General features: G+C 72.8%; 23 protein-coding genes. 10 read left to right on the top strand and 13 right to left on the bottom strand.

The window, feature by feature from the left end; translation table 11 throughout:
* Positions 1 to 44: 44 nt before the first annotated feature.
* Both OG852_RS36925 and cobC read left to right on the top strand, forming a co-directional pair.
* Positions 45 to 974 (top strand): sirohydrochlorin chelatase, encoded by a 930-nt coding sequence (locus tag OG852_RS36925; protein WP_330350192.1) that lies wholly within the window; start codon positions 45 to 47, stop codon positions 972 to 974.
* On the top strand, positions 964 to 2,025 hold the full coding sequence (gene cobC / locus OG852_RS36920; protein ID WP_330351561.1) for an Rv2231c family pyridoxal phosphate-dependent protein CobC: 1,062 nt from the start codon (positions 964 to 966) through the stop codon (positions 2,023 to 2,025). Before OG852_RS36925 ends, cobC begins: the two co-directional genes overlap by 11 nt.
* On the opposite strand, the gene OG852_RS36915 is transcribed toward cobC, so the two are convergent.
* The 6 genes from OG852_RS36915 to OG852_RS36890 form a co-directional block, all read right to left on the bottom strand.
* Positions 1,973 to 3,046 (bottom strand): SCO1860 family LAETG-anchored protein, encoded by a 1,074-nt coding sequence (locus OG852_RS36915; RefSeq protein ID WP_330350191.1) that lies wholly within the window; start codon positions 3,044 to 3,046, stop codon positions 1,973 to 1,975. The genes cobC and OG852_RS36915 overlap by 53 nt on opposite strands.
* Positions 3,047 to 3,182: 136 nt before the next feature.
* Positions 3,183 to 4,277 (bottom strand): amidohydrolase family protein, encoded by a 1,095-nt coding sequence (locus OG852_RS36910; protein WP_330350190.1) that lies wholly within the window; start codon positions 4,275 to 4,277, stop codon positions 3,183 to 3,185.
* Positions 4,278 to 4,282: 5 nt separating this feature from the next.
* The gene (locus OG852_RS36905; protein ID WP_133910332.1) at positions 4,283 to 4,921 is read right to left on the bottom strand and encodes a hypothetical protein; all 639 of its coding nucleotides are present in this window, start codon (positions 4,919 to 4,921) and stop codon (positions 4,283 to 4,285) included.
* A 61-nt stretch (positions 4,922 to 4,982) separates the two neighbouring features.
* A complete protein-coding gene (locus tag OG852_RS36900; protein WP_133910331.1) occupies positions 4,983 to 5,750 on the bottom strand; it encodes an amino acid ABC transporter ATP-binding protein in 768 nt (255 codons plus the stop codon).
* Positions 5,747 to 6,580, bottom strand: coding sequence for an amino acid ABC transporter permease (locus OG852_RS36895; RefSeq protein WP_330350189.1), 834 nt, complete (start codon positions 6,578 to 6,580; stop codon positions 5,747 to 5,749). The genes OG852_RS36900 and OG852_RS36895 overlap by 4 nt, the downstream gene beginning before the upstream one ends.
* Positions 6,577 to 7,452: a transporter substrate-binding domain-containing protein gene (locus tag OG852_RS36890; protein ID WP_330350188.1), complete on the bottom strand. Its 876-nt coding sequence runs from the start codon at positions 7,450 to 7,452 to the stop codon at positions 6,577 to 6,579. The genes OG852_RS36895 and OG852_RS36890 overlap by 4 nt, the downstream gene beginning before the upstream one ends.
* Positions 7,453 to 7,627: 175 nt before the next feature.
* Here OG852_RS36890 and OG852_RS36885 point away from each other — a divergent pair, with 175 nt between their 5' ends.
* The 6 genes from OG852_RS36885 (at position 7,628) to thpD (ending at position 13,354) form a co-directional block, all read left to right on the top strand.
* Positions 7,628 to 8,728 carry a pyridoxal-phosphate-dependent aminotransferase family protein gene (locus tag OG852_RS36885; protein ID WP_330350187.1) on the top strand — a complete coding sequence of 367 codons (1,101 nt, stop codon included), beginning with the start codon at positions 7,628 to 7,630 and terminating at the stop codon, positions 8,726 to 8,728.
* A gap of 715 nt (positions 8,729 to 9,443) precedes the next feature.
* Complete coding sequence (locus OG852_RS36880) at positions 9,444 to 9,971, top strand: DinB family protein (RefSeq protein ID WP_330350186.1); 528 nt, start codon at positions 9,444 to 9,446, stop codon at positions 9,969 to 9,971.
* 220 nt (positions 9,972 to 10,191) lie between these two features.
* Entirely contained in the window at positions 10,192 to 10,710 is a 519-nt protein-coding gene (gene ectA / locus OG852_RS36875; RefSeq protein WP_330350185.1) for a diaminobutyrate acetyltransferase, read from the top strand.
* Between the two features lie 35 nt (positions 10,711 to 10,745).
* Positions 10,746 to 12,017 carry a diaminobutyrate--2-oxoglutarate transaminase gene (gene ectB / locus OG852_RS36870; protein ID WP_133910324.1) on the top strand — a complete coding sequence of 424 codons (1,272 nt, stop codon included), beginning with the start codon at positions 10,746 to 10,748 and terminating at the stop codon, positions 12,015 to 12,017.
* Between the two features lie 24 nt (positions 12,018 to 12,041).
* Positions 12,042 to 12,461 (top strand): ectoine synthase, encoded by a 420-nt coding sequence (locus OG852_RS36865; protein ID WP_133910323.1) that lies wholly within the window; start codon positions 12,042 to 12,044, stop codon positions 12,459 to 12,461.
* Positions 12,462 to 12,466: 5 nt separating this feature from the next.
* Positions 12,467 to 13,354 carry an ectoine hydroxylase gene (thpD, locus tag OG852_RS36860; protein WP_133910322.1) on the top strand — a complete coding sequence of 296 codons (888 nt, stop codon included), beginning with the start codon at positions 12,467 to 12,469 and terminating at the stop codon, positions 13,352 to 13,354.
* 9 nt (positions 13,355 to 13,363) lie between these two features.
* Here the strand turns inward: thpD and OG852_RS36855 are convergent, their stop codons facing one another.
* From OG852_RS36855 to OG852_RS36825, 7 genes are all read right to left on the bottom strand, one after another.
* On the bottom strand, positions 13,364 to 15,043 hold the full coding sequence (locus OG852_RS36855; protein ID WP_330350184.1) for a maleylpyruvate isomerase family mycothiol-dependent enzyme: 1,680 nt from the start codon (positions 15,041 to 15,043) through the stop codon (positions 13,364 to 13,366).
* Positions 15,040 to 15,672 carry an RNA polymerase sigma factor gene (locus OG852_RS36850; RefSeq protein WP_133910320.1) on the bottom strand — a complete coding sequence of 211 codons (633 nt, stop codon included), beginning with the start codon at positions 15,670 to 15,672 and terminating at the stop codon, positions 15,040 to 15,042. The genes OG852_RS36855 and OG852_RS36850 overlap by 4 nt, the downstream gene beginning before the upstream one ends.
* Before the next feature lie 46 nt (positions 15,673 to 15,718).
* Positions 15,719 to 16,771: an aminotransferase class V-fold PLP-dependent enzyme gene (locus OG852_RS36845; protein WP_330350183.1), complete on the bottom strand. Its 1,053-nt coding sequence runs from the start codon at positions 16,769 to 16,771 to the stop codon at positions 15,719 to 15,721.
* Between the two features lie 95 nt (positions 16,772 to 16,866).
* Positions 16,867 to 17,583, bottom strand: a complete 717-nt coding sequence (locus OG852_RS36840; RefSeq protein ID WP_330351560.1) for a DsbA family oxidoreductase — start codon at positions 17,581 to 17,583, stop codon at positions 16,867 to 16,869.
* 76 nt (positions 17,584 to 17,659) lie between these two features.
* Positions 17,660 to 18,175: a GNAT family N-acetyltransferase gene (locus OG852_RS36835; protein WP_133910318.1), complete on the bottom strand. Its 516-nt coding sequence runs from the start codon at positions 18,173 to 18,175 to the stop codon at positions 17,660 to 17,662.
* Between the two features lie 44 nt (positions 18,176 to 18,219).
* Positions 18,220 to 18,828 (bottom strand): DUF1349 domain-containing protein, encoded by a 609-nt coding sequence (locus tag OG852_RS36830; protein WP_133910317.1) that lies wholly within the window; start codon positions 18,826 to 18,828, stop codon positions 18,220 to 18,222.
* A gap of 107 nt (positions 18,829 to 18,935) precedes the next feature.
* Positions 18,936 to 20,465, bottom strand: a complete 1,530-nt coding sequence (locus OG852_RS36825) for an aldehyde dehydrogenase (NADP(+)) (protein WP_133910316.1) — start codon at positions 20,463 to 20,465, stop codon at positions 18,936 to 18,938.
* 139 nt (positions 20,466 to 20,604) lie between these two features.
* Between OG852_RS36825 and OG852_RS36820 the strand changes: the two genes are divergently transcribed.
* Positions 20,605 to 21,378, top strand: coding sequence for an IclR family transcriptional regulator (locus tag OG852_RS36820; protein WP_133910315.1), 774 nt, complete (start codon positions 20,605 to 20,607; stop codon positions 21,376 to 21,378).
* Between the two features lie 23 nt (positions 21,379 to 21,401).
* Positions 21,402 to 21,869: a GNAT family N-acetyltransferase gene (locus OG852_RS36815; protein WP_133910314.1), complete on the top strand. Its 468-nt coding sequence runs from the start codon at positions 21,402 to 21,404 to the stop codon at positions 21,867 to 21,869.
* Positions 21,870 to 21,926: the final 57 nt, after the last annotated feature.

The raw sequence follows: 21,926 nt of genomic DNA, 5'->3' as shown, positions 1-21,926 counted from the left end.
GACCCGACCCTTTCGAAGCATCCCGTTCCCGCCGAGGAGAAACAGTGACCACCCCGCCGCCCGCCCTGCTCATCGCCGGCCACGGCACCCGGGACGAGGCCGGAGCCGAGGCGTTCCGCGACTTCGTCCGGGAGCTGGGGCGCCGCCACCCGGAGCTGCCCGTCGCGGGCGGATTCATCGAGCTGTCGCCTCCCCCGCTGGGCGAGGCCGTGACCGAGCTGGTGGAGCGGGGGGTGCGCCGCTTCGCCGCCGTCCCGCTGATGCTGGTGTCCGCCGGGCACGCCAAGGGGGACATCCCGGCGGCGCTGGCCCGCGAGAAGGAACGGCACCCGGGGATCTCGTACACCTACGGCCGTCCGCTGGGCCCGCACCCGGCGCTGCTGAACGTCCTGGAGCGACGGCTCGACGAGGCTCTCGGCGGTGCCGCGCGTACGCCGGAGGACCGGTCCGACGTCACGGTCCTCCTGGTCGGGCGCGGTTCGACGGACCCGGACGCCAACGCCGAGGTGCACAAGGCGGCCCGGCTGCTGTGGGAGGGGCGCGGATACGCGGGCGTGGAGACGGCGTTCGTGTCGCTGGCCGCGCCGGACGTGCCGAGCGGCCTCGACCGGTGCGTACGGCTCGGGGCGCGCCGGATCGTCGTGCTGCCGTACTTCCTGTTCACCGGGATCCTGCCGGACCGGGTGCGGCAGCAGACCGAGGGGTGGGCGGCCGCGCACCCGCAGGTGGAGGTCCGCTCGGCGGAGGTCGTCGGGCCCGAGCCTGAGCTGCTCGACCTGGTGATGGAGCGGTACGAGGAGGCCGTCAAGGGCGATCTGCGGATGAACTGCGACTCCTGTGTGTACCGGATCGCGCTGCCCGGGTTCGAGGACAAGGTGGGCGCGCCGCAGCAGCCGCACTTCCACCCCGACGACGACGATCACCACCACGGACACCACGGGCACCACCACGGCGGACATGCGCATGCGCACTGAGGGGCACGATCTGCGGCACCACGGGGACGCCGAGGTCCGCGACGACGGCTCGGCGCTGGTCGACCTCGCGGTGAACGTCCGCGCGCAGACGCCCCCGCGCTGGCTGCGCGAGCACATCGCCGCGTCCCTGACCGGTCTGGCGGCCTACCCCGACGGGCGGGCCGCGCGGGCGGCGGTGGCCGCGCGGCACGGGCTGCCGGCGGAGCGGGTGCTGCTGACGGCGGGCGCGGCGGAGGCGTTCGTGCTGCTGGCGCGGGCGCTGAAGGTGCGCCGGCCGGTGGTGGTGCATCCGCAGTTCACGGAGCCGGAGGCGGCGCTGCGGGACGCCGGGCACAGCGTGGACCGGGTGGTGCTGCGGGCCGAGGACGGGTTCCGGCTGGATCCGGCGGCGGTGCCGGAGGACGCCGACCTGGTGGTGATCGGCAACCCGACGAATCCCACCTCGGTGCTGCACCCGGCCAAGACGATCGCGCGGCTGGCCCGGGCGGGGCGGACGCTGGTGGTCGACGAGGCGTTCATGGACGCGGTGCCCGGTGAGCGCGAGGCCCTCGCCGGGCGCACGGACGTGCCGGGTCTCGTGGTGCTGCGCAGCCTGACCAAGACCTGGGGGCTCGCGGGACTGCGGATCGGGTACGTGCTCGCCGCCCCGGAGACGATCGCCGCGCTGGAGCGCGCCCAGCCGCTGTGGCCGGTGTCCACGCCGGCGCTGGCCGCGGCCGAGGCGTGTGTCGCTCCCCGGGCGCTGGCGGAGGCGGCCCACGCCGCGCATCGCGTCGCCACGGACCGGGCCCATCTCGTGGCCGGTCTGGAGGAGTTCGCCGGTGACGGGGTGCGGGTCGTCGGCCCGGCCGAGGGTCCGTTCGTGCTGGTCCGGCTGCCGAGGGCGGCCGCGGTGCGCCGGTGTCTGCGGGACCTGGGGTTCGCGGTCCGGCGCGGGGACACCTTCCCCGGGCTCGACGAGGAGTGGCTGCGTCTCGCGGTCCGGGACCGGACGACGGTCAACTCGTTCCTTCAGGCGCTTGACCGGGCGATGACCCTGGCCGACCGCTGACCGACGGCACCCGCTCCCGGGTGCCCCAGGGGGTGTTTCGAAAGTCCCGCACAGCACCCGCACAGGACTTTCGAAACACCCCCTGGTCGCGGCGGCGGGCCAGGGCCACCGCTCCCCCGCCCGCCGCCAGCAGTGCCACCGCTCCGCCCGCGAGGTACGGCGTGAGCGGGCTGCCGCCGGTGCTGGCGAGGTCCGCCCCGGCGGGCGCGCCCTGCGCCCTGACGTCGGGTTCGGGGGTCGCGTCCTGCGCCCCGACGCCGGTTCCGGGGGTCGCGGCCGCCTCGGCCGGCTTCTCGGCGGCGGGCGGGGTCGCGCAGCGCGCCTCGGCCAGGGTGAGGGTGCCGGTGACCTCGGCGACGTTCAGCTTCAACGGGTTGACGGAGACGGTGAGTCGCAGGGCGGTCGCGGCGGCCGTACGGGAGGTGACCTCGCGCCGGGACAGGTCGAGCCGGACCTCGCCCACGCCGGGGACCTTCACCTCGGTCGGGCCGCCCGCGCCCACCGAGACCTTCTTGCCGAGCACCGTCACCGAGCCGGGCAGCCGGGAGGTGGCGACCGGGGCCCTCCCGGCGGCGCAGGTCGCCGTGGAGGTCACCGCGTCGACCTCGATCACGGAGAGCAGGGGCAGTCCGGGGACGTGCAGCCGGGCGCGCGCGAGGCGGGTCGAGGCCCTGGCCCCGGTGGCGTCGACGGTGGCCTTCGCCTCGGCGGCGTCGGCGCGCAGGACGCTGAAGGGCCGTCCGCCGTCGACGCCGTCCAGCTCGGCCGTCAGCGCGGTCTTCCCGGCGCTCCGCGGTGCCCGCACCTCGTTGAGGGAGACGGCGAGCGGTACCTCGACCGATCTGTCGGCCAGGGCCACGTCGAGGCCGGTGCGCAGGACGGCGGCGCTCGCGCTGCCCCCGCCGTCGGCCGTGTGCGCCGGGCCCGCGCCGGCGAGGACGGCGGGGCCGGCGGCCAGGGCGCCGGCCGCCGTGACGGCGGCGAGACGGCGTGCGGGCATGCGGAAGGACAGGGTGCTCATGGGTGGGACCCCCGGAAGGAGACGCTTCGGGACCCCGCAAGAATTACGTACGAGGGGTGAACGGTCAGCGAGCCGAAGGGAGTTCACTCCAACGTGAGTTTGTCGCACATATCTTCGACGCGTGCGGCACAGTTGTTCAGCCCACGACCCTGCCGTTGAGCACCACCCGGCGGGGTGCCGCGAGCACGCGGACGTCGCCGCGCGGATCGCTGTCGTAGACGACGAGGTCGGCCGGGGCGCCCTCGTCGAGGCCGGGGCGGCCGAGCCAGGCACGGGCGGCCCAGGTGGTCGCGGCGAGCGCCGCCAGGGGCGGGAGGCCTGCCCCGGTCACCAGCTCCGCCACCTCGGCGGCCACCAGCCCGTGCGGGAGGGTGCCGCCGGCGTCGGTGCCGACGAAGACCGGGATGCCGGCGTCGTGGGCGGAGCGCACGGTGTCGTAGCGGCGTTCGTGGAGCCGGCGCATATGGGCCGACCAGCGGGGGAACTTGGCCGCGCCGCCCGCGGCGAGCTGGGGGAAGGTCGCGATGTTGACGAGGGTCGGGACGATCGCCACGCCCCGTTCGACGAAGAGCGGGATGAGGTCCTCGGTGAGGCCCGTCGCGTGCTCGATGCAGTCGATGCCCGACTCGACGAGGTCGCGCAGGGAGTTCTCGGCGAAGCAGTGGGCGGTGACCCGGGCGCCGAGGCGGTGCGCCTCCGCGATGGCCGCCTCGGCCGCCTCCCGGGGCCAGCTCGGGGCGAGGTCGCCCGCCTCGCGGTCGATCCAGTCGCCGACCAGCTTGACCCAGCCGTCGCCGCGCCGCGCCTCCCGCGCGACGTACGCGACGAGGTCCTGCGGCTCGATCTCGTGGGCGTAGCCCCGGATGTAGCGGCGGGTGCGGGCGATGTGCCGGCCGGCCCTGATGATCTTCGGCAGGTCGGCGCGGTCGTCGACCCAGCGGGTGTCGGAGGGTGAGCCGGCGTCGCGGATCAGCAGGGTGCCCGCCTCGCGGTCGGTCAGCGCCTGCTTCTCGGCGACGTCCGCCGCGACCGGTCCCTCCGGTCCGAGGCCCACATGGCAGTGGGCGTCGACCAGCCCGGGCAGGGCCCAGCCCTGGACGGTCCGTACGTCGCGGGCGCCGGCCGGACGGTCGTAGGAGATCCGGCCGGCGACGACCCACAGTTCGTCGCGGATGTCGTCGGGTCCGGCCAGGACCCTGCCCTTCACGTGCAGCACCGCGTGATCGCTCATGGGCGTCAGCCTAGGACGACGGGCAGTCCCTCCTCGATACGGGCCAGCAGCCGGCCGCCGTGCACCCGCGGTGCGTCGAAACAGCGCAGGTCGTCGGAGTCGTCGTCGCCCTCGGCGCGCAGCACCTCGGGGACCAGGAGGGCGGCCGGGTCGACGTCCTGGGCGAGGTCGAGGTAGGCGGGCGCGAGGACCGGGCCGTGCAGGGTGCCGCCTATCAGATCGGGTGCGAACTCGCTCGACAGCACGGTCACGGCGGCCTTCAGGTCGCCCTCGATCATCACCAGCTTGTCGGTCATGTTCCCGATGAAGGCGCCCTCCACCGTGACCGAGCCCAGTACCAGGAGCTTCACGTCCCCTTCGAGGTAGACGTTGGCCGCCTTGAGGTCGCCGAGGACGATCAGCGCCGGGCAGCCGTCGTCGGTGTTGAGGAGGTTGCCCTCGACGGTGAGGTCGCCGTCGACGACGACGCCCGTGTCCTGCGTCCAGCCCTCGGTGTCCAGGTCGAGCGCGCCCCGGATCGTCACCGGGCCGGGGCGCAGTTCGTACGTCTCGTCGTAGAGGTTCTCGTACGACGACTCGGGCAGGCCCCGGCGCTCGAACACGGCGACGGTCTCGTCCCACTCGTAAGAGGTGATCTCGGTCATGCCACGCAGCGTGTCACACGGCACTGACAATCCGCCCCGCGTCAGGACTTGTCCCGCTCCCTCACCTGTCCTCCTCCACCTCCGCCATCGCCGGGTCGAGCAGCCGGGAGAGGAAGTGGCGGGTGCGCTCGTTCTGCGGGTCGCCGATGACCCGGGCGGGTGTGCCGTCCTCGACGACGACTCCGCCGTCCATGAAGACGACCCGGTCGGCGACCTCGCGGGCGAAGGTCATCTCATGGGTGACGACCATCATGGTCATGCCCTCCCGGGCGAGCCTGCGCATGACCGCGAGGACGTCCCCGACCAGTTCCGGGTCGAGCGCCGAGGTGGGCTCGTCGAACAGCATCACCTCGGGGCCCATGGCGAGCGCGCGGGCGATCGCGACGCGCTGCTGCTGGCCGCCGGAGAGGGAGGCGGGGTAGGCGTCGGCCTTCTCGGCGAGGCCGACACGCTCCAGGTTCTCGGCGGCCACCTTCGCCGCCGCGGCCTTGTCCCGGCGCAGCACCCGGCGCTGCGGCAGGGTGAGGTTCTCGGTGACGGTCAGATGCGGGAAGAGGTTGAACTGCTGGAAGACCATGCCGATCCGGCGGCGTACGGCGTCGATGTCGACGTCCGGGTCGGTGACCTCGGTGCCGCCCACGAAGACCTGGCCCTTGGTCGGCTCCTCCAGCAGGTTCACGCACCGCAGCAGCGTCGACTTGCCCGAACCGGAGGGGCCGATGACACAGACGACCTCGCCCTGGCCGATCTCCAGGTCGATGCCGCGCAGCACCTCGTTGGCGCCGAAGGACTTGTGCAGGTCCTTGACCTGGATCTCCGGTCGGCTCATTTCACGGCCTCCTGGGCCTTGGCCTCCATACGGCGCACCACGAAGCCGAGCGGGATGGTCACCAGCAGGTAGCACAGGCCGGCGACCAGGATCGGCGTGGAGTTGGCGGTCGTGCTGGCGAGGTCACGGCCGTACTTGGACAGTTCGCGCTCCTCCAGGGTGACGCCGAGGAACAGCACCAGCGAGGAGTCCTTGAAGAGCAGGACGAGTTCGTTGGTGAGCGGCGGGAGAATGATCCGGAAGGCCTGCGGGACGATGATCGAGACCATGGCGCGGGTGGGCGAGAAACCCAGTGAACGGGCCGCCTCGATCTGCCCCTTGGGGACGGCCTGGATGCCGGCGCGGATGGTCTCCGCCATGTAGGCGGCGGCGACCAGGCCGAGCGCGAGGGCGACCTTGCCGTACGTCCCGCCGACGATCTCCGTGCCAGGGAAGGCCAGCGGGACGGCCACGCCGATGAAGATGAAGATCAGCAGGGCGGGCAGTCCGCGGAAGATCTCGATGTAGATCCCGGCCAGCCAGCGGTAGGGACCGACGGAGGACAGCCGCATCAGCGCGATGAGCATGCCGAGCGCCAGTCCGACGGCGAAGCCGGACACCGTGTACAGCACGGTGTTCTTCAGGGCCAGCGTGATGACGTCCGGGAACATCTGCCGCGCGATGTCCCACTGGGCGAACTGGTTCTGCAGCCGGTCCCAGTCCGCCGAGACCGCGAAGGCGATCACGGCGGCGACGAAGACGACGTACTGCACGCCCCGGGACACCCTGCGCTTCTGCCGCCGGGTCAGGCCCTTCTTCTTCGGCTGGAGCGGTACGTCCGTGGCGGTCATGACGCGGACGGCGAGGCGGACGGCGACGCGGCCGACTCGTCGTAGGGACCGATCCACTTCTCGTAGAGCTTCTTGTAGGTGCCGTCGGCCTTGGCGTCGGCGAGCGCCTTGTTGACGGCGGCGAGGAGCTTGGTGTTGCCCTTCTTCACCGTGAAGCCGTACTGCTCGCCCGTGTTGAGGTTGTCGACGACCTTGAAGGCGTCGGCGTTGGCCTTGTCCTTCAGCCAGCCCTGGACGACCGGGTAGTCGATGACGACGGCCTTGACCTGGCCGGTGCGCAGTCCGTTGAGGACGGCGTCGGAGGACTCGAAGGAGACCGGGTCGAAGCCCTCCTTCTTGACGTAGTCCTCACCGGTGGTCTGCGCCTGGGCGCCCAGCTTGAGGTTCCGGGCCTTCACGTCGGCGAGGGAGTTCACGTCGGCGTTCTTGTCGACGAGGACGGCCTGGGTGGCGTCGAAGTACGGGTCGGAGAAGTCGACGTTCTTCTTGCGCTCCTCGGTGATGGTCATACCGGCCGCGGCCAGGTCGCACTCGCCGGAGTTCAGGAAGGCGCCCGTCTTGAAGTTCTCGAACGGGGTGTCGAGGATCTGCTGCTTCACACCGAGGTCGTCGGCGACCAGGTCGATCAGCGAGACGTCGAAGCCCTGCACCTTGCCGTCGATCTCCGACTGGAACGGCGGGTACGGGAGGTGCGTGCAGGTGGTGAGCTGTCCGGCCTTGACCAGTTCGACGCCGCCGGCGGCGGTCTTGGAGCCGCTCGAGCCGTCGTCGCTGGAGGTGCAGGCGGACACGAGCACCAGCCCGGCCGTCGCGGTGAGGGCGGCCAGGACGCGGGGCAGAGTGCGGGCCCGGCGGCCGGGGACGGTGTTCACGGGGACCTCCTGTGAGGGAACTATGGGTTCCGATTATAAGGAGATGTTTGGGTCTCTCAAACCAAACCGATGGCTTCGGGGCCGTTCTGCCTGAGAAGTCACCGGTCGGGGGTCGGGGCGGGGTGGCGGTTACTCTCGTGACCTCATACCCCGTGAGTGAGAAGAGAGCACCGCTGTGACGCACCCGTTCCTGGACCTGGCCCCGCTGAGTGCCGCCCGTTTCGCCTCGGTCGAGGACCGGGTGGCGCGGCTGCTGGGCACCGAGCAGGACGTCGTGATCATGCAGGGGGAGGCGTTGCTGCCGCTGGAGGGCGCGATCCGGGGGACCGCGGGGCCGGGTACGACGGCGCTCAACGTGATCACCGGCCCGTACGGGCAGACCTTCGGCGACTGGCTGCGGGACTGCGGCGCCACGGTGATCGATCTGGCGGTGCCGTTCCACACGGCGGTGACGGCGGCGCGGATCCGGGAGGCGTTCGCCGAGCACCCGGAGATCGACTTCGTCTCGCTGGTGCACGCGGAGGCGGCGACCGGCAACACCAACCCGGTGGCGGAGATCGGTGAGGCGGTGAAGGAGCAGGGGGCGCTGTTCTATCTGGACGCCGTCGCCTCCGTGGGGGCCGAGCCGGTGCTGCCGGACGTGTGGGGTGTCGACCTGTGCGTGATCGGCGCGCAGAAGGCGATGGGCGGGCCCGCGGGCGTGTCGGCGGTGTCGGTCAGCGAGCGGGCGTGGGCGCGGATGGCGGCGAACCCGCGGGCGCCGCGGCGGTCGTACCTCTCGCTGCTGGACTGGAAGGCGCGGTGGATCGACGGCGGACGCGCGGCGCTGCCGCACGCGCCGGCGCAGGTGGAGATGCTGGCGCTGGAGGCGTGCCTGGAGCGGATCGAGGCGGAGGGGCCGCAGACCGTGATGCGCCGGCACGCGACGGCCGCGGCGGCGACGCGTGCGGGGGCGCTGGCGCTGGGCGGAGGTCTGGAGCCGTACGTCCACCGGGCGGCGGAGGCGGCGCCCGTCGCCACGACGCTGCGGGTACCGCCGGGGGTCGTGGCCTCGGAGGTGGTGGGGCGGGCGCTGGCGATGGATCCCGCGCTGCCGCTGGCGGCGGGTGGGGGTGCGCTGGCCAAGGAGATGATCCGGGTGAACCACTACGGGGTGGACGCCACGCGGGGCGCGGTGCGGGGGAGCCTGGTGGCCCTGGGCACCGCACTGACGGAGTCCGGCCTCGAGGTGGACGTGCCGGAGGCGCTCCGCGCGGTGGAGCGGACCTGGGCGTAGGCGCGACCCACCATCGCGGGGCCTGCGGCTGCCCGGGCGGCGGCCAGCACCTCGGCCCCGGCCACCAACCGGCCACCGTCCCGGCCCCAGCCGCCGACCGGCCACCGTCCCGGCCCCGGCCGCCGACCGGCGCGCGGCCACCGTCCCGGCCCCGGCCACCAACCGGCCACCGTCCCGGCCCCGGCCACCGACCGGCGCGCGGCCACCGCCCCGGCCCGGGCCACCGCCTCGGCTCCGGCCACCGCCTCACGCGCGGCCACCCTCCCGGCCCCGGCCGCCGACCGGCGCGCGGCCACCGTCCCGGCCCCGGCCACCGCCTCGGGGGCCGGCCGCCGCCTCGGGGCCGCTGCCCCCCATCGGCCCTGAACGGGCCTCGTCGTCAAGCGCCGGACGGGCTGAGATCGGCCGTCCGGCGCCACGAAGCCGGCTGCCGTTGCCTGGGCGGCGGCCAGCACCTCGGCCCCCGCCACCGCCTCACGCCCGGCCACCGTCCCGGCCCCGGCCACCGACCGGCGCGCGGCCACCGTCCCGGCCCCGGCCGCCGCCTCGGCTGCGGCCACGCCGCCTCGCCCCGGTCGCCGCCGCAGGGCCGCTGACCCCGGAGCCCCGCTTCTGTTCTGAAGGACCTCCGTCGTCGCACGCCGGACTGGCTGAGATGGAGTGTCCGGCGTCGTGAAGCGGGCTGTGGGTCAGTGGTGCGTGCCATGCTCGGCGGATGAGCACCGAAACGCCTCAGAGGCTTCCCGACGGCCGGCCCGTTCCCCTCCTGACCGGTGATGAACTTCCCATGCTGGAGAGCTGGTTGGACTTTCATCGGGCCACGTTGGAGCTGAAGTGCGCGGGGCTGGACGACCGGCAGGCGCGGACGGCGGCGGCCTCGCCGTCCGAGCTGACGCTGCTGGGGCTCGCGCAGCATCTCACCGAGGTCGAGCGGAACTGGTTCCAGCGGGTGTTCGCCGGGCTGGACGTGCCGGTGGTGTTCGAGGAGGAGACCGGGTACGCGCTCGATCCCGCGCGAGGGCTGGACGAGGTGCTGGAGGTCTGGCGGCGGGAGGTGGCGCGGGGGCGTGAGCTGATCGCCGGGCGGTCCCTGGAGGAGACCGGGCGGATCGTCGACGGTCCGATGACCGGTGCCGTGGTCAGTCTGCGCTGGGTGCTCATTCATCTCATCGAGGAGTACGCCCGCCACAACGGTCACGCGGACATTCTCCGGGAACAAATCGACGGGGTTACCGGGGTCTGAATTCGGGGGAATTCCTGAGTTCTTCTGCCCGGTTTTCCTTCCGCTAAACCCGGGAGATTTCGCACCCGCCAGGAGTGGGTGACGCATTGCACAACGTGGGCGTTATGCGGCTTTTTTACCGGGAGAAAAGGGGCATAGAACCCCTCGGCCTCTCTGGCATCACGGAATCCCCACGACCCCTCCATGCGTCATTGAATTTCCCTGGGTAAGTTCAATCCGCATGACCGCCGCACAAGCAGACCTGCTCATCGACCGCCCTTCCGTGACGGACGGCGCGGTTCTCTGGCGTATTGCCAAGGAATCCGGGAGCCTGGATCTGAACTCGTCCTACAGCTATCTGCTGTGGTGCCGCGACTTCGCCGGCACCTCGGCGGTGGCGCGTACGGACGACGGGGAACCGGTCGGGTTCGTCACCGGGTACGTACGCCCGGCGGACCCCCGCACCCTGCTGGTCTGGCAGGTGGCCGTCGACGCCGCGTACCGGGGCCGGGGTCTGGCCGCCGCGCTGCTCGACGGACTGACGGCACGGCTCGCCGCCGAGCGCCCCATCACCGCCGTCGAGACCACCATCACCCCGGGCAACACCGCTTCCGAGCGGCTGTTCACGTCGTACGCCGCCCGCCACGGCGCCCGGGTCAGTCGGCGGGTGCTGTTCGGCACCGGGCTGTTCCCGGACGGTCCGCACGACCCCGAGGTGCTGTACCGCATCGGGCCCCTGTCCCTCCCCCACACCCGCTGATCCCTCAGTCCCCCACACCGAGGAGCGATTTCGCCGTGACCATCACCCAGCCCGACCTCAGCGTGTTCGAGACCCTCGAGTCCGAGGTGCGCAGCTACTGCCGTGGCTGGCCCGCCGTCTTCGACCGTGCGCAGGGCAGCCTGATGTACGACGAGGACGGCCACCGGTACCTCGACTTCTTCGCCGGTGCCGGCTCTCTCAACTACGGCCACAACAACCCCGTACTGAAACGGGCGCTGATCGACTATCTGGCGCGGGACGGGGTGACCCACGCGCTCGACATGTCGACCGTCGCCAAGCGCGGCTTCCTGGAGGCCTTCCGGGAGCTGGTCCTGCGGCCGCGCGACCTGCCGTACAAGGTGATGTTCCCCGGACCGACCGGCACCAACGCGGTGGAGTCCGCGCTGAAACTGGCGCGGAAGGTGAAGGGGCGCGAGGCGATCGTGTCGTTCACCAACGCCTTCCACGGCATGTCGCTCGGGTCGCTGGCCGTCACGGGGAACGCCTTCAAGCGGGCCGGCGCCGGGATTCCGCTGGTGCACGGCACGCCGATGCCCTTCGACAACTACTTCGAGGGGACCGTCCCGGACTTCCTGTGGTTCGAGCGGCTCCTGGAGGACCAGGGGTCCGGGCTCAACAAGCCGGCCGCGGTGATCGTGGAGACCGTGCAGGGCGAGGGCGGGATCAATGTGGCCCGGCCCGCGTGGCTGCGCGCCCTGAAGGAGTTGTGCGAGCGGCAGGACATGCTGCTGATCGTCGACGACATCCAGATGGGGTGCGGGCGCACCGGTGCCTTCTTCTCCTTCGAGGAGGCCGGGATCACCCCCGACATCGTCACCGTGTCGAAGTCCATCAGCGGGTACGGACTGCCCATGTCGCTGTGTCTGTTCCGGCCGGAGCTGGACGTGTGGGAGCCGGGCGAGCACAACGGCACCTTCCGCGGCAACAACCCGGCCTTCGTGACCGCGACCGCGGCGCTGGAGACGTACTGGGCCGACGGGTCCGTCATGGAGAAGCAGACCCGCGCGCGCGGCGAGCAGGTGGAGGAGGCGCTGATCTCGATCACCGAGGAGAACCTCGCCGATGTGAAGGAGTACCGGGGGCGGGGTCTCGTGTGGGGGCTGGAGTTCCACGACAAGGAGCGGGCCGCACGGGTCGCGCGGCGCGCCTTCGAGCTGGGGCTGCTGATCGAGACCTCCGGCCCGGAGAGCGAGGTCGTCAAGCTGCTGCCGGCCCTGACCGTCGCCCCGGAGGAGCTGGACGAGGGCCTGAGCGTGCTGGCCCGTGCCGTCCGGGAAACCGTCTAGCAGCCACCGGCGGAGAGGAACGCCATGATCGTCCGTTCGTTCAAGGACATCGAGAACACCGACCGGCATGTGCGGGCCGCGTCCGGCACCTGGGAGAGCAAGCGGATCGTGCTGGCCCGGGAGCGGGTCGGGTTCTCCCTGCACGAGACGATTCTGTACGCCGGTACCGAGACGTCGATGTGGTACGCCAACCACATCGAGGCCGTGGTCTGTGTGGAGGGCGCCGCCGAGCTCACCGACCACGAGACCGGGACGACCCACTCGATCACTCCCGGAACCCTGTACCTCCTGGACGGCCATGAGCGGCACACGCTGCGCGTCCTGGAGGACTTCCGCTGCCTCTGCGTGTTCAACCCGCCCGTGACGGGCCGGGAGGACCACGACGAGAACGGCGTCTATCCCCTGCTCACCGAGCCCGAGCTCACCGAACCCGAGGAGGTGTGACCGTCATGACCACCGTCACCGATCTCTATCCCACCCGCGGCACCACCGAGGTGTCCGTCCCCCGCCAGGACCCCGTCGTCTGGGGGTCCCCCAGCACCCCGGGCCCGATCCCGTCGGCCGAACTCCAGACGTACGAGCGCGACGGCTTCCTCACCGTCGAACAGCTCATCAGCGACGACGAGGTGGCCGTCTGCCGGCGGGAGCTGGAGCGGCTCGTCACCGACCCGGAGATCCGGGCCGACGAACGGTCGATCGTCGAGCCCCGCTCCAAGGAGATCCGCTCGGTCTTCGAGGTGCACCGGCTGAGCCCCGTCTTCGCGGCGCTCGTGCGGGACGAGCGGGTGGTCGGGCGGGCCCGGCAGATCCTCGGCTCGGACGTGTACGTGCACCAGTCCCGGATCAACGTCAAGCCGGGTTTCGGGGCGGGCGGCTTCTACTGGCACTCCGACTTCGAGACCTGGCACGCGGAGGACGGGCTGCCGAACATGCGGACGGTGTCCGTGTCGATCGCGCTGACCGAGAACCTCGACACCAACGGCGGCCTGATGATCATGCCGGGCTCGCACCGGACGTTCCTCGGCTGCGCGGGCGCCACACCGAAGGACAACTACAAGAAGTCGCTGCAGATGCAGGACGCGGGCACGCCCTCGGACGAGGCGCTGACCACGCTGGCGGGCGAGTACGGCATCCGGCTGTTCACCGGCCGGGCGGGCTCGGCGACCTGGTTCGACTGCAACGCCATGCACGGCTCGGGCGACAACATCACGCCGTTCCCGCGCAGCAACGTCTTCATCGTGTTCAACAGCGTGGAGAACGCGGCGGTGGAGCCGTTCGCCGCGCCGGTGCGCCGACCGGAGTTCATCGGGGCGAGGGACTTCACCCCCGTCCACTGAGGGCCGGGCCTACAGCCACGCCAGCGCCGCCGTCCGCTCCAGTACGTTCCGTACGGCGGCGGCGTCGCCCGTGGCCGTGTGCGGCACCGTGTCCGGGGCGCGTCGGCCGCCCGCCAGGAAGCAGAACTCGACGGCCTCCAGGGCGAGTTCGGCCCGCACCGGACCGATGCCGGCGCCCAGGGTCCACGCACCGATGCCGGTGACCGTGCAGCGCACGGGCGGGGCGGCGGGGCCCAGGGCCTGACCGAGGGCGCCCACCGCCAGCCCGACGAGACGCTCCAGATGCGGCGCGGGCGGCGGTGGGACATGGAGGCCGAGGGCGCGGCCGATGTCGTCGGTGTGGATCCAGGTCTCGAAGGCCCGTACGGCGAAGTGGTCGGCGACGGGCAGCAGCATGCCCATCAACGCGACCGGGCGGGCGGCCCGTTCGGGGTCGTGGGCCTCGGGTGCGGCGAGCAGCGCGGCCGCCTGGGCCTGCCAGGCGGCGCGCGTGTGCCCGGGTGCGTGCCGGAGTTCGTGGCGGACGGTGTCGGCGGTGCGCCGGTTCCAGTACGCCTCCCAGGGCTCGCCGTCCACGACCGGTGAGGGCGGCACCCTCGGCTCCACGCCGAGCTGCCCCGCGAGCTGTTCGTCGGCGGCGAGGAGATGGGCGAGGGTGGCCTGGACGTCCCAGTCGTGCACGACCGGGACCTTCCAGCGGTGGTGTCCCCCGGTGCCGTCCACGTGGGGCAGCAGTGCGGTGAGGGCGGCCACGGCCGCGGCGTAGGCGGCGGCGTGCCCGGCCACCGGCACGGCCGGCGGCCGCAGCGCGTGCCCCGGCCGCCGACGGCCGCCGAACAGCCCGGCCACCACGTCCTCACCCCCTGCCCCGACCACGGCCCCGGCACGCGCCCCGGCGTCCGCCCCGCCGCGATCCCAGGCGTCGGTCCCGGTGCCGCCCCAGGCGTCGTCCCAGGCGTCGGCCCCGGTGCGGCCCCCGGCGTCCGTCCCCACGTCGGTGCCGGCGTCGCCCAAGGCATCGACCCAGGCGCCGGCCACGGCATCGGTCCCGGTGCGGCCCCCGGCGTCCGTCCCCACGTCGGTGCCGGCGTCGCCCAAGGCATCGACCCAGGCGCCGGCCACGGCATCGGTCCCGGTGCGGCCCCCGGCGTCCGTCCCCACGTCGGTGCCGGCGTCGCCCAAGGCATCGACCCAGGCGTCGACCCCGGCATCGGTCCCGGTGCCGCCCCCGGCGTCCGTCCCCACGTCGGTGCCGACGTCAGTGCCGGCGTCACCCAAGACATCGGGTCCGGCGGCGTCCCAGGCGCCGGCCCCGGTGCCGTCCCAGGCGTCCGTCCCCACGTCGGGGCCGGTGTCGTCCCAGGCGCCGGCCCCGGCATCGGTCCCGGTGCCGCCTCCGACCTCGGCCCCGGCGCCCGCCCCGGTGCCGTCCCCTGCCGCTGCCCCCACCACGGTCCCGGCCTCGGTCCCGGTCCCGGCGTCCGTCCCGGTGGCCGCGGTGTATGGCCCGGTGTCGGGCCCGGGGGGCATGTCCAGCAGGCGTACGGTCTCGTGCAGTCGGGCCGCCTCGGTCGCGCACGGGGCGCAGGCGCCCAGGTGCCGGGCCACCGTCCTCCTCTCGGCGGGTGTGACGGCGTCGAAGGCCGCGGCGGCCACCAGGTCGCGCAGCTCGTCGTGGTCGGTGGTCACCGGTCGCCTCCTTCCGCTGTCGCCCTCATGGCGCCTCTCCCCAGGGACCGTTCGGGCGGGTCGGCCAGTGTCTCGGCCAGTCTGCGCAGGGCGGTGCGCAGCCGGGTCTTGGCGGTGCCCTCGGGGATGCCCAGTTCGGCGGCGGCCTCGCGGTAGGTGCGGCCCGCGAAGTAGGCGAGGTGCACCACCTCCCGCTGGGGCGGCGGGAGTTCGGCGAGCGCGGAGTGCAGCAGCAGGGAGCGTTCGCGGTCCATGACGGTCTCGTCGGGGCCGGGAGCGGTGTCCGGGAGGGTGTGCAGGGCGCTGTCGTCGGCGGGGGCGGCCCTGCGGTGCCGTGCCTCGTGGCGCACCCAGTCCACGGCCCGCCGGTGCGCGAGCATCGACAGCCAGGTCCGCAGGCTGCCCCGGCGCGCGTCGAAGGCGTACGGGCGGGACCACAGCTCGGTGAAGACCTCCTGCGCGACGTCCTCGACGGCGGCCGGGCTGCGGGTCACACGCAGGGCGATCCGCCGCACCAGCCCGCCGTAGACGGCGTACGTCTCGGCCAGCGCGGCCCCGTCCCCGTACACCAGCCGCCCGTGCAGCTCGGCGTCCGCCTGCGCGTCCGTGGGTTCCACCGGCACCACCACCCCTGGTGCCTTCCTAGCGTCCCGGGCGCGCGGGCGGCAAGGGGTCTCAGCGCGCCAGCGCGTCCAGCAGGCGATCGACGTCGGCGGGGGTGTTGAAGAGGTGGAAGGACGCGCGCAGGTTGCCGACCCGGTCGGAGACCTGGATGCCGGCCTCGCCCAACTCGGCCCGGCGCGCGCCGAGTCCGGGCACCGAGACGATCGGGGAGCCGGGGGCGGGCAGCGGGGTGTGGCCGAGGGCGGCGAGTCCGGTGCGGAAACGGTCGGCGAGGGCCAGGTCGTGGGCGTGGATGGCCTCGACGCCGAGTTCCTCGACGAGTTCGAGCGAGCGGCGCACCCCCGCGTAGCTGAACAGGGCGGGGCTGACGTCGAACCGGCGGGCGGAGTGGGCGAGTTCGCTGACGGGGCCGTAGCAGCTCTCCCAGGGTTTCTCCGCGGCGACCCAGCCGGCCAGCATCGGGACCAGTCCGCCGAAGTCCTCGGGGACGACGAGGAAGGCGGCGCCGTGCGGGCCGAGCAGCCATTTGAAGGTGGTGGAGACGGTGAAGTCGTACCCGTCCGCCTCGAAGGGCAGCCAGCCGGCGGCCTGGGAGAAGTCGACGTAGGTGCGGGCGCCGTGGTCGGCGGCCGCCGCGCGCAGGGCGGGCAGGTCGGCGATCCGGCCGTCGGCGGACTGGGCGGCGCTGACGGCGACGAGCGCGGTGTCCGGGCGGACCGACTCGGCGAGCCGCTCCAGCGGGACGGCCCGCACCTTGAGGTCGCCGCGGACGTGGAACTGGTTCAGGACGGAGGTGAAGTCGCCCTCGGCGGTGAGGACCTCGGCGCCGGAGGGCAGCGCGGCGGCGATCAGACCGGTGTGCGCGGCGACCGAGGGGCCCGCCGCGACCCGCCCGACCGGTACCCCGGCCAGGCGGGCGAAGGCGGCGCGGGCGTTCTCCACGTCCGCGAACAGCGAGTCCAGGGGCCGGCCCTCGGCCCGGGTCGCCACGGCCTCGTGGAGGGCGGTCACGGTACGGGCCGGGAGCAGACCGCTGCTCGCGGTGTCCAGGAAGGTTGTCTTCGGGGCGAACTCGGCGCGGACGAGGCTCTCGAAGGGGTCCATGGCACCACTGTGCGGCCACGGGAAGTAGAAGTCCATTGCGGATTTCTGCGCGGATCCCCTAAGCAACGCTTATACGTCCGCCCCGGCCTGCGCGCTCAGTGCTGCGGCACCGCGCACCCGTCCGGGCCGCACGCCTCGGCGCCGCCGTCGTCGATCAGCTTCAGCGGGGAGCGGTCGCCCCAGGCCTGGGTGAGGGCCTGGGTGAAGACCTCGGTGGGCTGGGCGCCGGAGACGCCGTAGGCGCGGTCGAGGACGAAGAAGGGGACGCCGTTCGCGCCGAGCTGTGCGGCCTCGCGCTCGTCGGTGCGGACGTCGTCGGCGTAGGCGGCCGGGTCGGCGAGGACCGCACGGGCGGCGTCGGCGTCCAGGCCGGCCTCGGCGGCCAGTTCCACGAGCCGCTCGTCGCCCTCGGTGAACAGGGAGCGCTCCTCGGCGAAGTTCGCCCGGTACAGGAGCTGGATCAGCTCGTCCTGGCGGCCCTGCTCCTTGGCGAAGTGCAGCAGGCGGTGCATGTCGAAGGTGTTGCCGTGGTCGCGGCCCCGGGTCCGGTACTCCAGCCCCTCGGCGGCGGCCTGGGCGCCCAGGTTCTCCTCACCGGCCTGGGCCTGCCGCTCGCTCATGCCGTACTTCTTGGTGAGCATCGTGATCACGGGCTGGACGTCGCCCTTGGTGCGTCCCGGGTCGAGCTCGAAGGAGCGGTGCACGACCTCGACCTGCTCGCGGTGCGGGAAGGCTGCGAGGGCCTTCTCGAAGCGGGCCTTGCCGACGTAGCACCAGGGACAGGCGATGTCCGACCAGATCTCGACGCGCATCTTCTCGGCTCTCTCCAGCTCGTACGGGGAACGGAGACTCCCTCCGCCGAGTGCATGAACGTTCAAGCAGCGGGGTTCATTCCCCGCCGGACGTCCCTCCCACCGAGAAGCGCAGGAAGAGGTGGTGATCGTCCTGCGCGGGCGGGTTCTCCGGGTCCGGGAACCAGCCCTGACGTGCGTAGAAGGCCTGGGCACGGCCGTTGTCGACATGGACGTCGAGCACGGCCGTACGGCGGCCGTCCGCCCGCCACTCCTCCACGCAGGCGGTGTGCAGGGCCGTGCCGAGGCCCGCCCGCCAGTGGTCGGGGTCCACATGGAACTGGAACAGCTTGACGGTGTCCGCGTCGGCGCCCTCCGGCACCCGGAAGGAGGCCAGCCCGACGATCCGCCCGTTTTCCACCAGGCACAGCACGGTCCCGTCGGGCCGCTCGACGGCCGCGCGCCACACGGCGAGCCAGTCGGTGCCGTCCTGCGGGACGCCGTCGGGATAGTAGGTGGCCCTGGCGCGCGCGTGCAGCGCGGCGACGGCCTCCGCCTCGGCGGGCACGGCGGTGCGGATGACACGGCTCGGGACGGGGGTTTCTCCGATCATGATCCGGAGGACGTGACCGCGGCCGGACCGGTTCCAGGAACCGCTCAGCTGCCGTCTCTGAGGTCGTCCGGCCAGCTGTCCCGGAACTCGAGGTGGTCGTAGGTCACCACACAGCCCTCCCCCATCGGCGACTGCGTCATGAACCCGACCAGGGCGGCGCCCGTCTCCTTCTCCTCCCCCAGGGTGAACAGCCGGACGAAGGTCCAGCGCTTGCCGTCGCGGGAGGCGTGGAAGGCGAACGCCCGCCCGGTCCTGCTCACCCGCAGCCAGACCGAACTCCCCTCCACGGTGAAGGAGTTGGCGTCGTCGGAATGACCCCGGGTGACGACCGTGCAGACGGTCGCCACATCCGGGGAGTACTCCAGACAGAGCTTGGCCCAGGCGCGTTCACCGACATGGACGTACAACACCCCCGCGTCGAACGCCCAGTTGAACCCCACGGTGACCCGTGCGATCAACTGGAAGTCCCCCTCGGGTGCCCCGAGGAGCCGGGGCGCGTCCCCGGCGGGGTCCAGCGCCTCCCCGGTGGGCGTCACGAACCGATCCTGCCGCGGCCCGGCCCAGGCGCTGAGCACCCCGTCCTCGTAGGACCAGTGCCCGTCGGGCCCATAGGTGCGGAGGGGGAAAGGCAGTTCGGGAAGCGAGACGTCCATGACCTGATTATCCAGGCGCCTCAGGCCGACCTTCTCGGGGGCGCGGGGAACCGCGCGACCGGCCACATCCGGCCCGCGGCCCGCGAGAGACCGCACCCCCTGCGGCGCTACCGCTCCAAGTGCCCGTTGAACCGACGGGGCAGCCCCAGCTCGTTCTCGTCCCGCAGCTCCACCGGCAGCAGCGCGGCCGGAGCGTTCTGGTAGGCGACCGGCCGCAGCCACCGCTCGATGGCGGTCCCGCCCACGGAGGTGGACGTGGACGTCGTCGCCGGGTACGGCCCCCCGTGGTGCTGGGCGGGCGCCACCGCGACCCCGGTCGGCCACCCGTTCACCAGGACCCGCCCGGCCAGCGGCGTCAGCTCGGCGAGGATCTCCCCGCCGCGCCCCTGCCCGGCGGCCTCCTCGTCGGACAGCTGCACGGTCGCGGTGAGGTTCCCGGGCAGCCGCGACAGCACCTCCCTCACCTCACCGTCGTCCTCGTAGCGGGCCACCACGGTGACCGGCCCGAAGCACTCCTCCAGCAGCAGATCATGGTCACCCCCGGCGGCCAGCCGCGCCGCGGGCACCGTCAGGAAGCCCGCGCTGACGGTGTGCTCCCCGCCCGCGCCGGGCGTCACCGGCGACTCGACGTCGGGCAGCTCCGCGCGCTCGGCGACACCGGCGATGAAGTTGTCCCGCATCCGGTGGTCGAGCAGCACGCCCGCCTCGGTGGCGCTCACCGCGTCGGTGAGCGACTTGACCAGGCCGTCACCGGCCGCGCCGGACGGTACGAGGACCAGTCCGGGCTTCACGCAGAACTGGCCGACGCCCAGCGTCATGGAGCCCGCGAGGCCCGCGCCGATGGCCTCCGCGCGCTCGGCGGCGGCGGCCTCGGTGACGACGACGGGGTTCAGCGAGCCCAGCTCGCCGTGGAACGGGATCGGCACGGGCCGGGCCGCCGCCGCGTCGAACAGCGCGCGGCCGCCCCGGATGGACCCGGTGAACCCGGCCGCGGCGACCAGCGGGTGCTTGATCAGCTCGACGCCGGCCTCGAAGCCGTGCACGAGACCGAGGACGTCCTCGGGGATGCCGTGCGCGGCGGCGGCCGTGCGCAGCACCTTGGCGACCAGCTCGGACAGCCCTGGGTGGTCGGGGTGCGCCTTGACGACGACCGGGTTGCCCGCCGCCAGCGCGCTCGCGGTGTCACCGCCTGCGACGGAGAAGGCGAAGGGGAAGTTGGAGGCCGAGTAGACGGCGACGACGCCGAGCGGCACCTTGTAGCGGCGCAGGTCCGGGATCGGCGGGGTGGCGGTGTCGTCGGGGTGGTTGATGACGACGTCGAGGAAGGCGCCCTCGTCGACGATGCCGGCGAACGCGCGCAGCTGGTAGCAGGTGCGGGCCAGCTCGCCGTTCAGCCGCACCGGGCCCAGCGCGGTCTCCGCGTCGGCGACCTCGACGAGCTGGTCCTTGGCCGCCTCCAGCTTGTCGGCGGCGGTACGCAGGAAGGCGGCGCGGACGGTGCGGTCGGCGAGGGAGTCGCGCGTGGCGTGCGCGGCGCGGACAACGGTGTCCACCTCCTGGGCCGTGGCCTCCACCGCAACCTGTTCACGCTGCTTCCCGGTACGGGGGTCGACACTCCAGACTGGTGCTGCTGCCACCGCGGGTCCCTCCACGCTTGCTACTGGCCACGTTTGGTACTGGCTGATTCACCAGGGATGTTCGATATACTGAACGGCGTTTCTCATGGTGAATATGCTGTCGGAGACTATTTCCCGTCGAACGAAGGGGTCAAGGGCGATGTCGGCTGGCGAGACGGGGGGCGGGGCCCAGGTCAAGTCCGCGGTGCGGACGGTTGAGCTGCTGGAATACTTCGCCGGCCGCCCCGGGATGCACTCCCTCGCGGCGGTCCAGGAGGCCGTCGGCTACCCCAAGTCCAGTCTCTACATGCTGCTGCGCACGCTGGTGGAGCTCGGCTGGGTGGAGACGGACGCGACGGGCACGCGGTACGGCATCGGGGTGCGGGCGCTGCTCGTCGGCACCTCCTACATCGACGGCGACGAGGTGGTGGCCGCCGCCCGTCCGACCCTGGACCGGCTCTCGGACGACACCACGGAGACCATCCACCTGGCCCGGCTCGACGGCACGAACGTGGTCTACCTCGCCACCCGCCAGTCCCAGCACTATCTGCGCCCCTTCACCCGCGTCGGCCGCCGGCTGCCCGCCCACTCCACCTCCCTGGGCAAGGCGCTGCTGAGCACGTACACCGACGAACAGGTCCGCAAGATGCTCCCGGAGACGCTCCCGGCGCTCACCGAGCACACCATCACGGACCGCGAGAAGCTCATCGACGAGCTGCGCCAGGTGCGGGACCAGGGCTTCGCCGTGGACCGCGAGGAGAACACCCTCGGCCTGCGCTGCTTCGGCGTGGCGATCCCGTACCGCACCCCGGCCCGGGACGCGATCAGCTGCTCGGTGCCGGTCGCCCGCCTCACCCCGGCGCACGAACAGATGGTGAAGGACGCCCTGTTCGACGCGCGCGACCGGCTCACCCTCGCCACCCGCCGGCTCTGACCCCCACGGCGTAGGCTCGGACGATGGAGATCGCCCTGCGCCCGGTCCACGACAGTGATCTGCCGGTGTTCTACCGGCAGATGAACGACCCCGAAGCCCTGCGGATGGCCGCGTTCACCCCGGAGGATCCCGCCGACCGGTCGCTGTTCGAGGACCACTGGAAACGGGTCAGGTCCTCCGCGCTGGTCCGTACGGTCCTGACCGACGGGGACGTCGTCGGTCACGCGGCGGTGTACGGGGAGCCGGGCGAGCGCGAGGTGACGTACTGGGTCGATCGCGCGTACTGGGGCCGGGGCATCGCGACCGCGGCCCTGCGGGCGCTGCTGGCCGAGGTTCCCGAGCGCCCGCTGTACGCGCGGGCGGCGGCCGACAACGCCGGTTCCCTCCGGGTGCTCCACAAGTGCGGCTTCCGGGTCACGGCGCACGCCTCCGGCTTCGCCCACGCCCGCGGCGAGGAGACGCCGGAGGTCGTCCTGAAGCTGGACGCATGAACGTACGCATGAACGTACGATGAGAAAACCGGCCGAAGGGAACGATTCACTGCGGCC

The sequence above is a fragment of the Streptomyces sp. NBC_00582 genome, from assembly GCF_036345155.1.
GTDB lineage: Bacteria > Actinomycetota > Actinomycetes > Streptomycetales > Streptomycetaceae > Streptomyces.
This window is presented reverse-complemented; position numbering and strand designations above follow the sequence as displayed.

Coding starts and splice junctions, on each gene's coding strand:
- cobC (WP_330351561.1), top strand. CDS start 964: ATGCGCACTGAGGGGCACGATCTGCGGCACCACGGGGACGCCGAGGTC.
- OG852_RS36915 (WP_330350191.1), bottom strand. CDS start 3,046: ATGAGCACCCTGTCCTTCCGCATGCCCGCACGCCGTCTCGCCGCCGTC.
- OG852_RS36910 (WP_330350190.1), bottom strand. CDS start 4,277: ATGAGCGATCACGCGGTGCTGCACGTGAAGGGCAGGGTCCTGGCCGGA.
- OG852_RS36905 (WP_133910332.1), bottom strand. CDS start 4,921: ATGACCGAGATCACCTCTTACGAGTGGGACGAGACCGTCGCCGTGTTC.
- OG852_RS36900 (WP_133910331.1), bottom strand. CDS start 5,750: ATGAGCCGACCGGAGATCCAGGTCAAGGACCTGCACAAGTCCTTCGGC.
- OG852_RS36895 (WP_330350189.1), bottom strand. CDS start 6,580: ATGACCGCCACGGACGTACCGCTCCAGCCGAAGAAGAAGGGCCTGACC.
- OG852_RS36880 (WP_330350186.1), top strand. CDS start 9,444: ATGAGCACCGAAACGCCTCAGAGGCTTCCCGACGGCCGGCCCGTTCCC.
- ectA (WP_330350185.1), top strand. CDS start 10,192: ATGACCGCCGCACAAGCAGACCTGCTCATCGACCGCCCTTCCGTGACG.
- OG852_RS36865 (WP_133910323.1), top strand. CDS start 12,042: ATGATCGTCCGTTCGTTCAAGGACATCGAGAACACCGACCGGCATGTG.
- thpD (WP_133910322.1), top strand. CDS start 12,467: ATGACCACCGTCACCGATCTCTATCCCACCCGCGGCACCACCGAGGTG.
- OG852_RS36845 (WP_330350183.1), bottom strand. CDS start 16,771: ATGGACCCCTTCGAGAGCCTCGTCCGCGCCGAGTTCGCCCCGAAGACA.
- OG852_RS36840 (WP_330351560.1), bottom strand. CDS start 17,583: ATGCGCGTCGAGATCTGGTCGGACATCGCCTGTCCCTGGTGCTACGTC.
- OG852_RS36835 (WP_133910318.1), bottom strand. CDS start 18,175: ATGATCGGAGAAACCCCCGTCCCGAGCCGTGTCATCCGCACCGCCGTG.
- OG852_RS36830 (WP_133910317.1), bottom strand. CDS start 18,828: ATGGACGTCTCGCTTCCCGAACTGCCTTTCCCCCTCCGCACCTATGGG.
- OG852_RS36820 (WP_133910315.1), top strand. CDS start 20,605: ATGTCGGCTGGCGAGACGGGGGGCGGGGCCCAGGTCAAGTCCGCGGTG.
- OG852_RS36815 (WP_133910314.1), top strand. CDS start 21,402: ATGGAGATCGCCCTGCGCCCGGTCCACGACAGTGATCTGCCGGTGTTC.